The 15632-nt window shown below is 71.3% G+C and carries 14 protein-coding genes and 1 pseudogene; 7 read left to right on the top strand and 8 right to left on the bottom strand.

All coding sequences use genetic code 11. The annotated features are described in order from the left end of the window. The first annotated feature begins 404 nt into the window (after positions 1 to 404). Entirely contained in the window at positions 405 to 1874 is a 1470-nt protein-coding gene (locus ABT015_RS19835) for a phenylacetate--CoA ligase family protein (RefSeq protein ID WP_350880713.1), read from the top strand. Further along, positions 1871 to 2896: a hypothetical protein gene (locus tag ABT015_RS19830; protein ID WP_350880711.1), complete on the top strand. Its 1026-nt coding sequence runs from the start codon at positions 1871 to 1873 to the stop codon at positions 2894 to 2896. The genes ABT015_RS19835 and ABT015_RS19830 overlap by 4 nt, the downstream gene beginning before the upstream one ends. A gap of 86 nt (positions 2897 to 2982) precedes the next feature. Here ABT015_RS19830 and ABT015_RS19825 read toward each other — a convergent pair whose 3' ends face one another. The 8 genes from ABT015_RS19825 to ABT015_RS19790 all read right to left on the bottom strand — a co-directional run bounded on the left by ABT015_RS19825 (position 2983) and on the right by ABT015_RS19790 (position 11253). After that, positions 2983 to 4233, bottom strand: coding sequence for a hypothetical protein (locus ABT015_RS19825; protein WP_350880709.1), 1251 nt, complete (start codon positions 4231 to 4233; stop codon positions 2983 to 2985). A 427-nt stretch (positions 4234 to 4660) separates the two neighbouring features. Next, entirely contained in the window at positions 4661 to 5548 is an 888-nt protein-coding gene (locus tag ABT015_RS19820; protein ID WP_350880707.1) for an LLM class flavin-dependent oxidoreductase, read from the bottom strand. Positions 5549 to 5938: 390 nt separating this feature from the next. Beyond that, positions 5939 to 7204 (bottom strand): ABC transporter permease, encoded by a 1266-nt coding sequence (locus tag ABT015_RS19815; protein ID WP_502897354.1) that lies wholly within the window; start codon positions 7202 to 7204, stop codon positions 5939 to 5941. Further along, positions 7201 to 7914 carry an ABC transporter ATP-binding protein gene (locus tag ABT015_RS19810; protein ID WP_350880703.1) on the bottom strand — a complete coding sequence of 238 codons (714 nt, stop codon included), beginning with the start codon at positions 7912 to 7914 and terminating at the stop codon, positions 7201 to 7203. Before ABT015_RS19810 ends, ABT015_RS19815 begins: the two co-directional genes overlap by 4 nt. Continuing rightward, the gene (locus ABT015_RS19805) at positions 7911 to 9431 is read right to left on the bottom strand and encodes a peptidoglycan-binding domain-containing protein (RefSeq protein ID WP_350880701.1); all 1521 of its coding nucleotides are present in this window, start codon (positions 9429 to 9431) and stop codon (positions 7911 to 7913) included. The genes ABT015_RS19810 and ABT015_RS19805 overlap by 4 nt, the downstream gene beginning before the upstream one ends. Before the next feature lie 143 nt (positions 9432 to 9574). Continuing rightward, positions 9575 to 10096 carry a hypothetical protein gene (locus ABT015_RS19800; RefSeq protein ID WP_350880699.1) on the bottom strand — a complete coding sequence of 174 codons (522 nt, stop codon included), beginning with the start codon at positions 10094 to 10096 and terminating at the stop codon, positions 9575 to 9577. Continuing rightward, a complete protein-coding gene (locus ABT015_RS19795) occupies positions 10093 to 11004 on the bottom strand; it encodes a hypothetical protein (protein ID WP_350880697.1) in 912 nt (303 codons plus the stop codon). Before ABT015_RS19795 ends, ABT015_RS19800 begins: the two co-directional genes overlap by 4 nt. A 99-nt stretch (positions 11005 to 11103) precedes the next feature. Further along, positions 11104 to 11253 carry a hypothetical protein gene (locus ABT015_RS19790; protein WP_350880695.1) on the bottom strand — a complete coding sequence of 50 codons (150 nt, stop codon included), beginning with the start codon at positions 11251 to 11253 and terminating at the stop codon, positions 11104 to 11106. Positions 11254 to 12271: 1018 nt separating this feature from the next. Here ABT015_RS19790 and ABT015_RS37995 point away from each other — a divergent pair. The 5 genes and pseudogenes from ABT015_RS37995 to ABT015_RS19770 all read left to right on the top strand — a co-directional run. Further along, positions 12272 to 12316: pseudogene (locus ABT015_RS37995) on the top strand (hypothetical protein); the annotation flags it as partial. 52 nt (positions 12317 to 12368) lie between these two features. Beyond that, positions 12369 to 12578 carry an SIMPL domain-containing protein gene (locus ABT015_RS19785; protein ID WP_350880693.1) on the top strand — a complete coding sequence of 70 codons (210 nt, stop codon included), beginning with the start codon at positions 12369 to 12371 and terminating at the stop codon, positions 12576 to 12578. A 225-nt stretch (positions 12579 to 12803) separates the two neighbouring features. Beyond that, positions 12804 to 13766 (top strand): ABC transporter ATP-binding protein, encoded by a 963-nt coding sequence (locus ABT015_RS19780; RefSeq protein ID WP_350880691.1) that lies wholly within the window; start codon positions 12804 to 12806, stop codon positions 13764 to 13766. After that, a complete protein-coding gene (locus tag ABT015_RS19775; protein WP_350880689.1) occupies positions 13750 to 14652 on the top strand; it encodes an ABC transporter permease in 903 nt (300 codons plus the stop codon). The genes ABT015_RS19780 and ABT015_RS19775 overlap by 17 nt, the downstream gene beginning before the upstream one ends. Before the next feature lie 26 nt (positions 14653 to 14678). After that, positions 14679 to 15596: an ABC transporter ATP-binding protein gene (locus ABT015_RS19770; protein ID WP_350880687.1), complete on the top strand. Its 918-nt coding sequence runs from the start codon at positions 14679 to 14681 to the stop codon at positions 15594 to 15596. Positions 15597 to 15632 lie beyond the last annotated feature (36 nt).

Here is a 15632-nt window from a genome sequence, read left to right as displayed (position 1 = left end):
CGGTCCGACAACCGCTCACTCGCAGGCGACTTGACCTGCCCCACTCTCGCCACACCACAACCAACGAGACAGGCACCCCAAAGTCACTGGCATTGCCCTTAGGCCCTGTCCGGCCTGGCTGCGGCACTGCCCTTCCAGGGCACGGAATTTGATGCTGCCTCACCCCTGGTCGAGGTTTGTTCGATTCCCTAAACTGCACTCCCCACCTGCCGGCGCCGGCACACGTCATCGGGGCGTGCTCGGCCGCGCCGGCCACCCCCACCAGGAGGTCTTGACATGGTCAAGCACTACTTCAAGTACGCCCTGAGCACCCTCACCGCCGCCATGTTCGCGCACATGGCCTGACCGAGTCGTCCCGGCCTGGGCCGGGGTGAGCATCCCCGGCCCAGGTTCCAGGAGGTCTCGTGTTCGGCACTGCGGTGAGTCAACTCCGGTACGGCGCATCGATCCTGCTCAACCGCAGGATCCGGCCGCAGGACCTCGGGCGGATCGCCGACGACATGGTCCGTACGCTCGCCGAGTTCGGCGAACCGGGCGCGGACTCGGCGCTGCTGCCCGGGCAGGCCGGTCAGGTCGACCCGGAGGTGCGGCGCACGGTCACCCGGCGGAGCCTGCGGGCCACCGCGCGCGCCGCCGTCCGCCACACGGCCTACTACCGGCGGACCTTCGACGACCTCGGGATCGACCCCGAGACGCTCGACACGGAGACCTGGTCGCGGGTGCCCGTCACCCCGAAGGCGGCCCTGCGCGGCCTGCCCGCCGCGTTCGTCTCCGCCGCCGCCGCGCCCGCCCTGATGGCGCTGACCACCGGCACCAGCGGCACCCCGACGGCGGTCTGGTACTCCCGGGCCGAGTTGGAGACGACGATCGCCCTCAGCACCATCTCGGCGGCCCTGACCCTCGGGCTGCGTCCCCGGCACACCGTGGCCTACGCGGGCTGCTCCAGGGCCACCCTGCCGTTGGTCGTCGCGGAGGAGTCCACCACCCGGGTCGGCGCCTCGTTCGTCCAGTTCGGGACGATCGACCCCGCGCTCGCCCTGGAACGCCTCGCCGCACCGCTCGGCCTGCCCGGCAAGGCCCCGCAGATCACCCACCTCACCGCCTCCGCGTCGTACCTCTCCGCGCTCGTGCAGGAGGCCGAACAGGGTGGGTGGCGGTCCGCGGACTTCGGGCTGGAGAGTATCGGGGTGGGCGGCGAGGTACTGTCGGCCCCCCTGCGGGAGCGGGCCGAAGCGGCGTTCGGCGCACCGGTGTCCACGTCCTACCTGATGACGGAGACGCTCCCCTCCGGCGGCACGCCGTGCTCCCAGGGGCATCTGCACCACACCACCGAGTTCGGGCACCTGGAGGTGCTCGACCCGCAGACCTGGGAGCCGACCGCGCCGGGGGAGGTCGGGATGCTGGTGCACACCCCCTTCGTGCCCTACCGGGAGTGCACCCTGCTGCTGCGCTACGCCACCGGCGACCTGGTCCGGCTGCCCGTCGGCGAGACCGGGTGCGAGTGGGCGCACCTGCCGGCCACGTCCGCCGTCCTGGGCCGCTGGTCGGGGCCGCTCAGCGCCTCCGTACCGACCAGGGACGTCCTCGACCTGGTCGAGGGGGAGCCGGACGTGCCGCTGCCGGCCCGGTACACGCTGACCGAGGAGCCGGACGGCGGTGCGCTGCTGCACCTCCTGGTCCGGGCGCTGCCCGCGGCGACACTGCACCGCAGGCTGGAGGAGCGGGCGTCGGCGGCGGGGCTGCCGCTGGCCGGCATCGTGCTCCACGACGACCGGTCGAAACTGCCGCCGTCCAGTCCGGTCCGCGCGGACCTGCGGGAACACACCTTCGAGTCGGCCCGTCCGGTCGGCGTCCGGGCCGGGAGCGGCGCATGAACGCGATCCCCCTCATCGCCCTGAGCTGCTGCGTGGCCCTGCTGATGGCCGCGGCCGGGGGGTACCTGGCCCGCGTGCGGATGCCCAGGCCTCCGGTGGGCGTCTACACCTCGGGCGACATCGCCGTCCTGTGCATCGGCGTCGTGCTGGCGCCGCTGCTCTACCTCAAGCTGCCGGGCGTGGTCGTCTCGGCGCTGTTCGGCCTGGTGCTCTGCCTGGCGGTGCAGTTCACCCTGGCGCCGGTCTGCTCCGGCCGCTGGGCCTGGGGCCTCGCCCTCGTGGCCGCCGGTGCCACGGCGGCGTGCAGCGGCCACCCCGCCGCGGTGCGCGCCTGCACCGACGTGATGCTCGCCGTCGCGGTGGTGGGCGTGGCCAACCTGTGGACGCAGAGCGGAATGCGATCGGCGCACGCGGCCGGCCTGGCCGCCGTCCTGACCTGCTACGACCTGGTCGCGACCACCCTGACGCAGGTCACCGCGAACTTCGTCACCCAGGTCCAGGGACGGCCGTTCGCCCCGATGCTCGTCCTGACGGGCGGCAGCCCGCCGGTCGCCGTGGGCCTCGGCGACCTGCTGCTCCTCGTACTGTTCCCCCTGGTCGCCGCCAAGGCGTTCGGACGGACGGCCGCGCTGCTGGCGGCAGCCGTCGGCGTGGTCGTGACCAGCGCGGTCAGCGGGCTGTTCGCCTTGGGCGCGCTGACGGCGGGCTTCCCGCTGCTGACCGTGCTCGGCCCCCTGATCGTGCTGCAGCACGTGCTGTGGTCACGCCGGCTGGGCGGCGAGCGGACGACGGCCCGCTGGCGCGCCGGCACCGCGTCGCCGGCCCCGCACCCCGACCGCCTCCAGCCGGACCCCGCCCTGACGTCGGCCCTGTCCCTCACCCGGCCCACCGAACTGGCACCGGGCACCTGGATCGCGATCGCCGACGGCCGGATCCTCGGCACCGGCGAATCCCCCGGCCTCGCCCGCCGCGACGCCCGCCGGCGCGGCACCGCCACCGTCCCCATCGTGCGCCAGCTCTGACCGGCCGCCCTTCAGCGGACTTCTGACGACGCCGCCACGGCGCCACGGCGGCACGGCGTTCGCGGCGGCGGCCACGGCGTTCGCGGCTACGGGCGGCGGGGTCGGCCCGGCAAGCGCCGTGCGCTGGTGAACCGCTGCCGTCGCCCGCCGGCCGCCAGTTCGCCGAGGCGCTCGCCGACGACGGAGACGCCGGGCCGGGGCTCCTGCGCGTAGTACCAGGGCTTGCGCCGGCGCAACAGTTCCTCGCCGTGCTCGCCCCAGGTGAACCCGGGTTTCCGCAGCAGCTTCCGGAACACCGAGTCGGCGGTCTCCGGGTGGGCGGCGGCCAGTCGGCGGATCGGCAGTGGCGTGATCGACTCCTCGCGCAGGTACGTGCGCAGCAGGTCCTGGTGCGGTTTGCGGCCGGTGAGGGAAGGATCGGCGAAGAGCTCCCGCAACAGCCCGTAGTCCGCGTAGAAGTTGAGCCCGTCGACCTCGTCGTAGACGACTCCGATGGTGTCCGCGTCCGCGAGGTCCCGCGGCAGCTCGAAAGCCGGAAAGTCGAGGCCCGGGAGCCGCCTGCCCCGGGCGCGGTCGGGATGCCCGGCGGCGGCGTCCTCCTGCCGGTGCCGGTAGTAGGCGTTGAGCCGTTCCTCGGCTTCGGCGGGCGGAAGGACCAGTTCGTCACCGCCGAAGAACTCGACGAACGCGTCCCGGTCCGCCCGCATCGACTCCCATCCCTGCTCGATCTTCTCGGGGTTGCGGAAGACCAGTTCGGGGTGGCTGGTGGCCAACTGGAGTGCCGCCCGGGCGATCTCGGTGGCGCTGGACCTGGGGTAGAACGACATCGCCCCGGAGACCAGCCACGTCCCGTCGGCCGAGAAGACCGGCACCAGGCAGGTGTGGAGGAACCCTCCCTTCGTCACTCCGCGGAAAGCGGCCCGTCCGGCGTTCGAGTACGTGCGGTACTCCAGGTCGTCGATCAGGTTCAGCAGGACGAGGGCATCCCCGTCCTTGCGGCGGATCTCGAAGATCCCCTCGACCGGGTCCCGCCAGCCAAGCAGCATCTCCCGGTCGATTCCGTCCAAGTCCCGCCGCCCACCGACGAACCGGTCCACCACCGTCGAACCGTCCGGCAGGCGGAAGCGCAGGATGAAGTGGTCGGTGATCCGGACCGCCTCAGCCTCGTCCAGCAGCCGCTCAGGCCCGGCGGCCTCCAGCAGCAGGGGAGTCAACCACCGGTCGAAGCGCGCACCCTGCGCGAAGGCGACCAGTTCCCCCTTCAACTCGGCACAGCGCTCGATCAGGTCGGTGAGCGAGCGCTCGCCGTGATCCGCGCCCCGAACGGCGATCGCCATGTCCTGGTCTCCCCACAAGCCGGTTCCGAAGCAGTGATGTGCGAGTTGCTCGGCTCTCGCCGTAGGCATCGACGGTGGCCCTCATCCGGCATGGCCGAAAGCTCGGCCCGCCCTGCCCGCCGCACCCATGGCGCCACGGTAGCGGTCGTGAAGGCGCCGTCGCCGGGGGTCGCTCGAAACCTCACCTGCCGGAGTGAACACGCAGGGTCGACGGCATGCGTCCGAGTGCCGTGATCCCGGCGGCAAGAAGGCCGGCCGAGTGGGCCGGGTCGGGCGTCGGCGCGACGCCCGATGGAACGGAGTCCGTGGTCACCCAGGGCCGAGACAGCTGAGTGTCGCCGCTTGTCCGCCAACGGCCCGTCGGCCGCCGGCGGACTGGTCGCTCCGCTTGGGTCGGCGGCGCGAACCACGTGAAGCGAATCCTTGATCAGGCCAGCTGGGCGAGGCCCTCGGTGGCGATCTTCTCGAAGACGGCGAGGTCGTTCTCGAAGATCGAGTCCGGGACGGGCCAGTGGATCACCAACTCGGTGATTCCCAGGTCGCGGTAGGTGCCGGCCCAGTCCACGAAGGCGTCCAGCGACTGCAGAGGCTTCTCGGCGGTCGAGCCCTGGAGCAGCACCTTCTCCAGCGTCGCGGCGTCCCGGCCCCGTGCCTCGCAGACGGCCGTCAGCTTCGCGATCTGCGCGGCGATCACGCCGGGCGCCTGCTCGACCGGCACGTCCGCGGGGCCCTTCGCGTCGCCGTACGTCACCCAGCCCTGCCCGTACTCGGCCGCCAGCCGCAGCCCGCGCGGCCCGGTCGCGGCGACGTAGAACGGCACCCGGGGGGTCTGCACGCAGCCGGGGATGTTCCGCGCCTCGACCGCCGAGTAGTACGTGCCCTCGCGCGTCGTGGCGTCGGTGCGCAGCAGCTCGTCCAGCAGCGGCAGGAACTCCCCGAACCGGTCCGCCCGCTCCTTCGGCGACCACGCCTCCTGGCCCATCGCCGTCGCGTCGAAGCCCGTCCCGCCGGCCCCGATCCCCAGCGTGACCCGCCCGCCGGACACGTCGTCCAGCGTGATCAGCTCCTTCGCCAGTGTCACGGGGTGGCGGAAGTTTGGCGAGGTCACGAGCGTCCCGAGCCGCAGGCGCTCGGTCGCGGTGGCCGCCGCCGTCAGTGTCGGGATCGACCCGAACCACGGCTCGTCGCGGAACGACCGCCACGACAGGTGGTCATAGGTGTACGCGGCATGGAACCCGAGCTCCTCGGCCCGCCGCCAGATCTTCTGCCCCTCGCCCCACCGGTGGATGGGGAGGATCACGGTGCTCAGTCGCATACCGGCGACCCTACGTCCGTCGGGAAGATCGGACGAATCCCTGTTTCACAGCCGGTCGGGCGATACGGTCACCAGGGTGGCGTGGGGGCGCCATTTTCCACCGCGGCTCCAGGAACTCCTCGCCGGCGTGGGCGAGCGGGAGTTCCGCCACATCATCGTCTACCACCCCGACCGGCTGCTGCGGCAGCCCAGGGACCTCGAAGAACTGCTCACCATCTCCGACGACATGTCGCGGCGGCTGGAGGACACGCTCGCAGACCGGGCCAACGCAGGCAAGCCCCATACCGGCAAGCACCGTGTCCTCAGTCGACCCGTAGTTGTGTCCCGGCCGGGCCCAGTCGACGGAGTCAAGTCCTTCCTACATGCGCGGGACATTACCGCCGCCCCCGCCTATGTGCTCCTGAGGGCCTTCAGCGGGTCGGTGCGGGCGGCGCGGAGGGCCGGGTAGAGGCCGGCCAGGAGGCCGACGACCGTGCCGATGAGCGGGGCGGGCAGGGTGGTGGCGGGCTGCAGGACGGCGGTCCAGTCGCGGGCGGCGGCGACGGAGACCACCGTCACCACGCCGAGGCCGGTGCCGATCAGCCCGCCGAGGGTGCCGAGCGCCGTCGACTCGGTGAGGAACTGGGCCGCGATGTGGCCGGTGCGGGCGCCCAGGGAGCGGCGCAGGCCGATCTCCGCGGTCCGTTCCAGGACGGCGACCAGCGTGGTGTTGGCGATCCCGACCGCGCCGACCAGCAGGCAGATCCCGGCCAGCGCCAGGAACAGTCCGGTCAGGTCGGAGGTCACCGTGTCCTGCAGGCTGTGCGGGTCCGGCGGCGGGACGACCGTGAACGCCTCTGGGGCGTCCGGCCGCAGCGCGAGCGGGAGTTGGGCCGCCACCACCGGCGCGGCGCCGACCCGGGTGGCGACCAGCCCCTGCGCGCCGCGGTCCGGCTGCGGGGCCGGGTTGCCGTACCGCTCGAGCGCCGTACTCGCCGGGATCAGCAGGCTCAACAGGGCGCCCGGCTGGCGTTGGACGTTCGAGTAGATGCCGACCACGGTGTACGGGACACGGTCGATGAAGACGGCCGGCTGGGCGTCCAGCCGGCTCACCCCGAGGCGCTTGGCGGCGGCCTCGCTGAGCAGCACCACCGGCTGCGCGGTCTTCTGGACGAACTCGTCCAGGGTGACCCCGCCGGTCAGGGTCGGCTCCATCGCGGCCACCGCGCCCGGGGTGGCGGCCAGGACGGACAGCCCGGTGCCCTCGTCGGGGCCGTCCGGGCGGCGGGAGACCGTCGGGGCCCCGGGCACCGGCCACCAGACGCCGCCGGCCCGGACGCCGTCGATCGCGGCCATCCGGTGGTCGACGTCGGCGGGGAAGTCGCTCGGCGGGTTGGCGCCGGGGGCGACGCCGTCGGTGCGCGGCTGGTCGGTGACGGTGACAGTGGTGGCCTTGGTGAGGCTGAACCGCTCGCCGATCTGGCCGGTGGCGGTTGCGGTGAGGCCGAGGACGGCGACGAAGGCGCCGATGCCGAGCACCGTGCCGAGCATGGTGAGCACCGAGCGGCCCGGGCGCTGGAGGATGCCGGACAGGGCCTCGGAGAGCAGGTCGCGCGCGCTCAGGTGGGAGGGTGGCTCGGGGAGCACGGCTCCGCCGCGTCGTCGGATGCGGATCACCGGACGGGTGCTCCCGCCTCGCTGAGCACGCCGTCGTGGATGCTCACCCGGCGCTGGGCGCGGGCGGCCACGGCAGGGTCGTGGGTGATGACGACCAGGGTGTAGCCCTGCTCGTGCAGTGCGTCGAACTGGACGAGCACCGCCCCGGCGTTGGCCGAGTCCAGGTTGCCGGTCGGCTCGTCGCAGAGCAGCAGGCTCGGCCGGTTCACCAGGGCGCGGGCGATCGCCACCCGCTGACGCTCGCCGCCGGACATGGTGCCGGGTAGGGCGTCCGTCCGGTGGCCGAGGCCGACCAGGCGCAGCGCGTCCACAGCGGCGGCGCCGCGGGCGCGGCGCGGGGTGTGGTTGTAGACCTGGGCGAGGGCGACGTTCTCCTCGGCAGTGCGGTGCGACAGCAGGTGGAAGGACTGGAAGACGAAGCCGATCCGGCGCCCGCGCAGCGTCGAGCGGTCCTTGTCGCGCAGGCCGCCGGTGTCGATGCCGTCCAGTTCGTAGCGGCCGGTGGTGGGGGTGTCGAGCAGGCCGAGCAGGTGCAGCAGGGTGGACTTGCCAGAGCCGGACGGGCCGGTGACGGCCAGGTACTCGCCGCGGCGGACGGTCAGGTCGGTGGGGCGCAGCGCGACCACGGGCGGGCGGCCGAGGTGGGTGCGGCCGACGCCGTACAGGGCGATCACGGGCTTGTCGCCGGCCTCGGTGGCGGGTTCGGTCACTTGCCGACCACCACCTGGTCGCCGGCCTTGAGGTTCGCGCCCTGTGCCGGGGTGACGGCCACGAGGCCGTCCGCGGTGACGCCGGTGGTCACCGGGACGGTGGTGCGGTTCCCAGCCGCGTCCACCGTGGTGACGGATGTCCGGCCGGCCGCGTTGGTGGAGACCGCGGCGATCGGCACGGCGGTGACGGGGGCGCCCGCCTTGGCCTTCAGGACGGTGAGCCGGACGTTCTTGCCGCTCATCGCGGCGGGCAGCGGGGTGTTCGGGGTGATCGTCACCGGGACGTAGCTCTGTCCGCCGGGTTGGCCGTTGGGCTGGCCGGGCTGGCCGTTGGGGGCTCCGCCGCCGTCGGGGCCGCCCTTGCCGCCGCCCGCCGCGCCGCCGAGGGCGATGACCCTGCCCGCCGGCGGAGTGCTGGTTGGGGCGCCGACGTCGGCGACGGTGCCGGGGACGGTGATGTTGGTGTCCTCGGCGAGCAGTTCGACGGCCATACCCGGTTGCACGCCCGCCGCCTGGGACGGGGTGAGCTGCCCGGTGGCGGCCAGGCCGCCGCTGGTGAGCGAGAGCAGGGTGCCCGAGACCGGCGAGCCGACCGCGCCGTTGACGGCGGTGACGGTCGCGGGGAGGGCAGGCAGGAACAGCACGTGGGCGGCCGGGACCATCGGGCCGTTGGCGGCCCTGGCCCTGGCGAGGGCGGCCTGGTCGGTGGCCAACTGCTTCTTCGCGTTGACGAGTTGCTGGTCGAGATCGCCGGATGGGGGCAGCTGCTGGGCCTGCGGCGGAGTGGTCGCCGTCGGCGGCTGGGCGGAGCCCGCCTTCTTCCTCTCCGCGAGGCCGTCCACCGTCTGTTTGTCCGTGTCCACCGCCTTCTGCGCGGTGTCCACGGCCTGCTGGGTGGTGGCGCCGGTGGTCGGCACCGGGTAGCCGAGCCCGCCGTAGAAGGCCGACACCGCGGCGGCCGTACCCGATCCGTACGTCCCTTTGTCGTCCCTGTCGATGCCGTGTCCCAATCCGGCCAGAGCGTCCTGGAGTTCGGCCACGTCGGGCCCGGTGCTGCCCGGCTTCAGGTCACGGAACGCGGGCACCGCCCCGGGCAGGGCGAACAGCGGCTGCCCGGACACCTCGGCGAGCAGCTTCCCGGCCGCGACGGCGTCCCCCTGCTTCACGGCCAGTTTGGATACGAACAGTTGGGTGACCTCCGCCGAGGCGGCGACAGGGACGACGTTGTACTGCGCGGGTGGGTACACCACCGCGCGGGCCGTGATCGAGGGCGTCAGCACCTGGCTGACGACCGGCACGGTGATCAGACTGTTCGGCGGCGGCGCGGTCTGCGCGGCCCGCTCCGCCGGGGACTTCACCAGCGTCGCCGCCCCCACCCCGCCCACTGCCACCAGCGCGGCCGCCAGCGCCACCCCCAGCAGCACCCGCCTGCGCCGCGCCGCCCGCGAACGGGCGGGCGGGGGCGACGGAAGAGGCTGGGTCATGTCGTCGTCAGCGCTCATCGTCGTCGTGGTCAACGGTGCCTCTCCTCCTCGATGGTGCCCTTGGGAAGAGCATGACCTGTCGGATGTCGTTGAGACGTACGGGGGTTGGAGACGATCGGCCGACAACGAACCCAAGTTGGTACCGCAGCATCACGGGAGCCACCCCTGGTCTGCCTTCAGCACTCCGACAGCACCTCGCTCCGTGTCACCAGCCAGTGGCCATCCCTGGGCGCGAAGGTGTAACTCGCCAGTTGTTTCGGACGGTTCGTCAATTGGCCGGGTTGAACTCTTCCGCTCCGCGCCTCGTACTGGATCCACTTGCCAACGTCGACGCAGTCCACCAGGGTTGCCAACTTCCCGTCCACCGTGATGCTGCGGATCCGGTGATCGACGGACCCTTTGGCAACGAGCCCAGCGCTGGTCAGGGCGCTCAGGTTCGCACGCAGGAGCTCCAGTTGCTCACCCGCCGCGTAATCGGCCAGTGCCGAGCCGTCACCGGACTCATTGGCCACCAGCATCGCCTTCCAGTAGTCACTGTAGCCCTGTTGGACGCGTAGTCGTTCACCTGTGAATGCCTCACCGCTCTCGGTACTCGACCGGTTCGCGGCGAGCGTGCCAACGAATCCGACGACGGCGAGGAGGGCCAGGGCGAGCAGCAGGAGCCAACCACGGCGACGGCCGCCTGCCACCGCCGTCATGCCTGGCCCAGCAGCTTCTTGGCTGCGGCGATCCGCTGCTGGGAGATTTCCCTGTCTGCTTGGAGGGCCTGCTCGTTCCTGCCGATGTACACCTGCTGGTAGGCGGTCAGCACGGCATTCCAGGTGGCCAGCAGTTTCACCTGCTCTTTGCAGTTCATGTCGGCGACCGCTGTGTCCCGCTCTTCCTGTGACACCTGCTCCGGCCAGGCCGCCGAACTCGCCTGTACCGGACTCGCGTAGTTGTAACCCAGCTTGGTCATGCAGCTCTGCCAGTCCGCGAGCGAGGCGCGGACCCGGCTGTCGACGGCGGCGTGGTCGTACGCCTTGGCGCGGAGGGTACCGACCAAGTCCGAGGCGGTGTTCTTGATGCCCTCCGCCTGGAGCCGCCGTTCGAACTCTCCCATGCAGCCCCGGTCTGCCTTGGGATCGGCGGCACTGGCCTTGGTCCCGCGATCCCCCATCAGGGCCTTCTGGTATTCGGGGCCCTGCCCGGCCGGATTCCCCGTACCGGAGGTGCCGTTGCCTTCTGGCCTGGGCGGCCGGTGGTACCCGGTCTGCTGCGCAGCGGAGACGGAGAGCAGGCCCAGAAGCGAGGTGTCGATGGGAGTCTGCGGGGGAGGTGTCGACGCCGGCCCAGGGTCGTAGTCGAACCCCTTGGCGGTCATGCAGGTCCGGGTGGCCTGGCCCATGGCTCGGAAGATCAGCGCGGACTCCTCGGCCCCTACCGAGTAGCCGTCCAGCGGATGGGTTACCGGCGAGCCGTCTGCCGGGTTCGCGCCGATCTGCGGGACCACGGGCTCGCCCACGATGTCGGAATCACCGCCCGCCTTCGTGTCTTTGCTGCAGCCTGCGGCGAGCACCGCTAAAGCCACTACAGAGATGACCACTTGAGCCCTGTTCATCCGCATTCAACACGCCACCTTCATGTCCGACGTCGCCTGTCGACGCAAGCCTCGCACCGTCGTGGCCCCGCCGGAGAGGGCGGGGCCACGACAAGTCTCCCCCGGCTACTGACAGGGAGGAACTACGCCGCTCCACCAGAGGTAGTTCTGGGCGCTGTACGCGTCACCGAAGTAGCTGCCGTCGGCCAGGTAGTGGTCCAGGTGGTTCCACTTGGGGTCGCCGTTGACGGTCTGCCCGAAGCCCCAGCACAACATGTTTGCCTTCTGGTCCGCGTAGCCGCGGCCCTTCAGGTTGCAGCTCTGCGACGCGCAGCTCCGAAGGCCCACCCCACCGTCTCGGGTGTCGTATCCGCCCCAGGCATCCGCCTGGGCCGTCCCGTTTCCGATACCGACTGCTGCGAGGCTCAACATCGCTGTGGCCACAGCGGTTGCCATCCTTCGCATGATCCCTCCCTAGCTCTCACCTTGGCTCCCGCTCATCGGCAGGGGCCCTCAACAAGGGCAAACATGTGCGGGCAAGCCCGCCGAATGGTACGCATGTTCGCTTACTGTAAGAATGGCGCCACATCGAGATCAAGTACAGCGAGAATTTGCGCCGTGCAATGCCAACAAGCCGATTCCGAAGGGCAATTCGATGACCGCTCGATGGCAGATCGAATCGGGGTGAAGTTGCTTATGGGTCGCACCGAGTGCAGACGATCGGAATCCATGCCAAACCGATCAATCGCGCTGCTCGGCGCCCTGCGTGAGCACCGGCGATCAGCTCGTGGCCCAATAGAACATCCCTTCCGAGTGCTTCGCGGGCCATGGAAAAGTCCGGCACGGAATGGCTCATTACCGATGTGGTGGTGCTTCGAGGTGACGGCGATGGGAGATCAAGCGAGACCCCGGTTCTGGCGGGAAGCGCCGGACCTGACGGCCGGGCGCGCCGGTGGAAGCGAGACGTCCGGCAGCAACAGTGAAGGAGCAGAGACTGCATGCGGGCTGTGTCATTGCCACCCCCCTGGAGGTGGGCTTCAAGTTCGGATGACCGAAATATGGCGCTTTAATGCTTGGTCGATACTTGGTTTTATGGGATCTAAGTCGGAAAGCATCCCGAATGTGGCTGCTTCGAGTGAGTCGCAGGGTTCCCGGGACCTGCTCGCAGGTGAAGCAGCCGAATGCGTGGCGGTGCCGTCCGCCGTCGTCCTCGCGGGCACCTTGGAGCCAGCCCTGCCAGGTCATGCCTGACTGAGCAATCACCGGTTATCTCGAACCGTTCCTGATCGCCGCAGTGGAGGCGGGGGCCAACCAGGTGGAGGGCGTCGACTTCGACGTACGCAGCAAGCCGGACCTGAGGGCGCGGGCCCGGGCGGACGCCGTCCGGGCCTGTGAGGGCGAAGGCCGAGTTGTACGCGGAGGCCGCGGGCGTGCGGCTGGGCCAGGTCGTCCACATCGAGGACGTCGACCCGGAGAGCATCGGAAGCGGCTGGTACCGCGGGCACGGCGACTCCGGTGGCGTTTCCGAGACTGACCTCGCGCCGGGTGCCGTCGTGGTCTCGGCCGCGGTCGTGCTGGGATTCGCGATCGCCGCCCCGTAGCTTCTGGTCGCGCCGTTGGGGGCCGACCGAAGACCGCCGCCCCGGGGTCGTCGCCGCCGGAGTTCACGTGGCCGGCCTCCGCATGGGCGACGAGGACGTCCTGACCCTGAGGGGGAGGTGCTCCGCCCCTTAGGGGAGATCCTCCGCGGCGTCATACCGCAGCACCAGACGGGCTCGTCATTCCAGCTCATAGCCCTTGACGCGTAAGCCCGTTACGTTGAGTGGGTGTCCACTGCTGTCATCAAGACGGACGGCCTCACCAAGAGGTTCCCCCGGGTCATCGCCCTCGACCAGCTCACCGTCGAGGTGCGGCCCGGGGTGGTCGGGCTGGTCGGGGCCAACGGGGCGGGCAAGTCCACCCTCATCAAGATCCTGCTCGGCCTCGCCCCGGCGACGTCCGGCCGCGGCGAGGTCCTCGGCCTGGACGTCGCCACCCGGGGCCCGGAGATCCGCGAACGGGTCGGCTACATGCCCGAGCACGACTGCCTGCCGCCGGACGTGTCGGCGACCGAGTTCGTGGTGCACATGGCGCGGATGGCGGGGCTGCCGGCCACCGCCGCCCGCGAGCGCACCGCGGACACCCTGCGGCACGTCGGCCTGTACGAGGAGCGGTACCGGCCGATGGGCGGGTACTCGACGGGCATGAAGCAGCGGGTCAAGCTCGCCCAGGCGCTGGTGCACGACCCGAAGCTGGTGCTGCTGGACGAGCCGACCAACGGCCTCGACCCGGCCGGCCGGGACGAGATGCTGGGCCTGATCCGCCGGGTGCACACCGACTTCGGGATCTCGGTGCTGGTCACCACCCACCTGCTCGGCGAGCTGGAGCGCACCTGCGACCACCTGGTCGTGATCGACGGCGGCAAGCTGCTGCGCTCCTCCTCCACCGCCTCCTTCACCGAGGCGACGGCCGTCCTGGCGGTCGAGGTGACGGACCACCCGCAGGACGCCGTGCCGGAGCCGGGCGACGCCGTCCGCGAACGGCTGGCCGCCGCCGGGCTGTCCGTCCAGCCGGAGGGCTCGCACCTGCTGCTGGTCCGGCTGGCCGGCGACGACACCTACGACACCATCCGCGACACCGTCGCCGGCCTGGGTCTCGGCCTGGTCCGGCTGGAGCAGCGCCGCCACCGGGTCGCCGAACTCTTCACCGACGAGAGCAGGGGAGGGACGGACGATGTCGCTGCCTCCTGACACCAGGTCCGCCGACACCGGCGTCATCCACGACATCGGCTACCGCGGCTACACCGGGCCCCGGCTCGGCCGGGCCTACGCGACGCGCTCGCTGTTCACCCAGAGCCTGCGCGCCGCGTACGGGCTCGGGCGCTCCGGCAAGTCCAAGGTGCTGCCGATGCTGGTGCTCGGCGTGGTCACGCTGCCGGCCGTGGTCATGGTGGCGATCGCGCTCGCCACCAGCGCGAAGGAGCTGCCGCTGGACTACCCGCGGTACCTGTCCTCGTTCGTGCTGATCGTGTCGACCTTCCTGGCCTCGCAGGCGCCGGTGCTGTTCTCCCGGGATCTCCGGCACCACACCGTCCCGCTGTACTTCTCCCGCCCGATCACCCGCGCCGACTACGTCCGGGCCAAGTTCGCCGCCATGGTCAGCGCCCAGTTCCTGCTGATGGCGGCGCCGCTGCTGGTCCTCTACATCGGGGCGCTGCTCGGCGGGCTGGACTTCGGGCACAACACCGGGCACTTCCTGTCCGGCCTGGTCGCCGCCCTGCTGTACTCCCTGGTGCCGACCTCGGTGGCGCTGGTGGTCGCCGCCGCGACCCCGCGCCGCGGCTTCGGGGTGGCCGGGATCATGGGCTACCTGGCGATCAGCACGGCCGTGGTGGCGATCCTGACCCGGATCGGCACCGCCACCGAGTTCACCGTCCCGGACTCCGCCCAGTGGATCGCGCTGCTGTCGCCGAACGACCTGGTGGAGAGCCTGACCAACCAGCTCTTCGACGTCGGCGGGATGGACGGCCGGATGCACGCGCCCGGCGGGCTCGGCGTGGTCGTCTTCACCGCCGCCGTCGTCGCGATGGTGTCCGGCTCGTACGGGCTGCTGCTGCGCCGTTACCGCAGCGTCTGATGAACCGAGGAGTTTGAGAGGGCGTCATGGCCACCATCACCATCGACAAGGTCTCCCGCTGGTTCGGGAACGTGGTCGCCGTCAACGACATCAGTATGACGATCGGCCCAGGCATCACGGGCCTGCTCGGTCCGAACGGTGCGGGCAAGTCGACCCTCATCCACATGATGAGCGGCTTCCTCTCGCCCTCCAGCGGGGCGGTCACCCTGGACGGCGCGCCGATCTGGCGCAACCAGCAGGTGTACCGGCAGATCGGCCTGGTCCCGGAGCGGGAGTCGATGTACGACTACCTGACCGGCTGGGAGTTCGTGCTCGCCAACGCCGAACTGCACGGCCTCGCCGACCCGGGCGCCGCCGCCCGGCGCGCCCTGGACCTGGTGGAGATGGACTACGCCAAGGACCGCCGCACCGGGACGTACTCCAAGGGCATGAAGCAGCGGGTCAAGATGGCCTCCGCGCTGGTCCACGACCCGGCCGTGCTGCTGCTCGACGAACCGTTCAACGGCATGGACCCGCGCCAGCGGCTCCAGCTGATGGAGCTGTTGCGCCGGTTCGGCGCGGACGGGCGGACGGTGCTGTTCTCCTCCCACATCCTGGAGGAGGTCGAGCAACTGGCCCGGCACATCGAGGTCGTGGTGGCCGGCCGGCACGCCGCCTCGGGTGACTTCCGGAAGATCCGCCGGCTGATGACCGACCGGCCGCACCGCTATCTGGTCCGCTCCAGCGACGACCGCCGGCTGGCCGCCGCGCTGATCGCCGACGGCTCCACGACCGGTGTCGAGGTGGACGCGCGGGAACGGGCGCTGCGGATCGAGGCGGTGAACTTCCAGGGCTTCACCACCCTGCTGCCCCGGGTCGCCCGGGAGGCGGACATCCGGCTGTACACCGTCTCGCCGGCGGACGAGTCGCTGGAGAGCGTCTTCTCCTACCTGGTCTCCGCGTGAGGCCCGGCGTCCGAGCCACCGAACTCCCGTACCGGA

Source organism: Kitasatospora sp. NPDC094016 (assembly GCF_040304045.1).
Lineage (GTDB): Bacteria > Actinomycetota > Actinomycetes > Streptomycetales > Streptomycetaceae > Kitasatospora.
Note: the sequence above shows the minus strand (reverse complement) of the source record. Positions and strands in the feature narration are given on the sequence as shown.

Coding starts and splice junctions, on each gene's coding strand:
- ABT015_RS19830 (WP_350880711.1), top strand. CDS start 1,871: ATGAACGCGATCCCCCTCATCGCCCTGAGCTGCTGCGTGGCCCTGCTG.
- ABT015_RS19825 (WP_350880709.1), bottom strand. CDS start 4,233: ATGGCGATCGCCGTTCGGGGCGCGGATCACGGCGAGCGCTCGCTCACC.
- ABT015_RS19820 (WP_350880707.1), bottom strand. CDS start 5,548: ATGCGACTGAGCACCGTGATCCTCCCCATCCACCGGTGGGGCGAGGGG.
- ABT015_RS19800 (WP_350880699.1), bottom strand. CDS start 10,096: ATGACGGCGGTGGCAGGCGGCCGTCGCCGTGGTTGGCTCCTGCTGCTC.
- ABT015_RS19795 (WP_350880697.1), bottom strand. CDS start 11,004: ATGCGGATGAACAGGGCTCAAGTGGTCATCTCTGTAGTGGCTTTAGCG.
- ABT015_RS19790 (WP_350880695.1), bottom strand. CDS start 11,253: ATGTTGTGCTGGGGCTTCGGGCAGACCGTCAACGGCGACCCCAAGTGG.
- ABT015_RS19775 (WP_350880689.1), top strand. CDS start 13,750: ATGTCGCTGCCTCCTGACACCAGGTCCGCCGACACCGGCGTCATCCAC.
- ABT015_RS19770 (WP_350880687.1), top strand. CDS start 14,679: ATGGCCACCATCACCATCGACAAGGTCTCCCGCTGGTTCGGGAACGTG.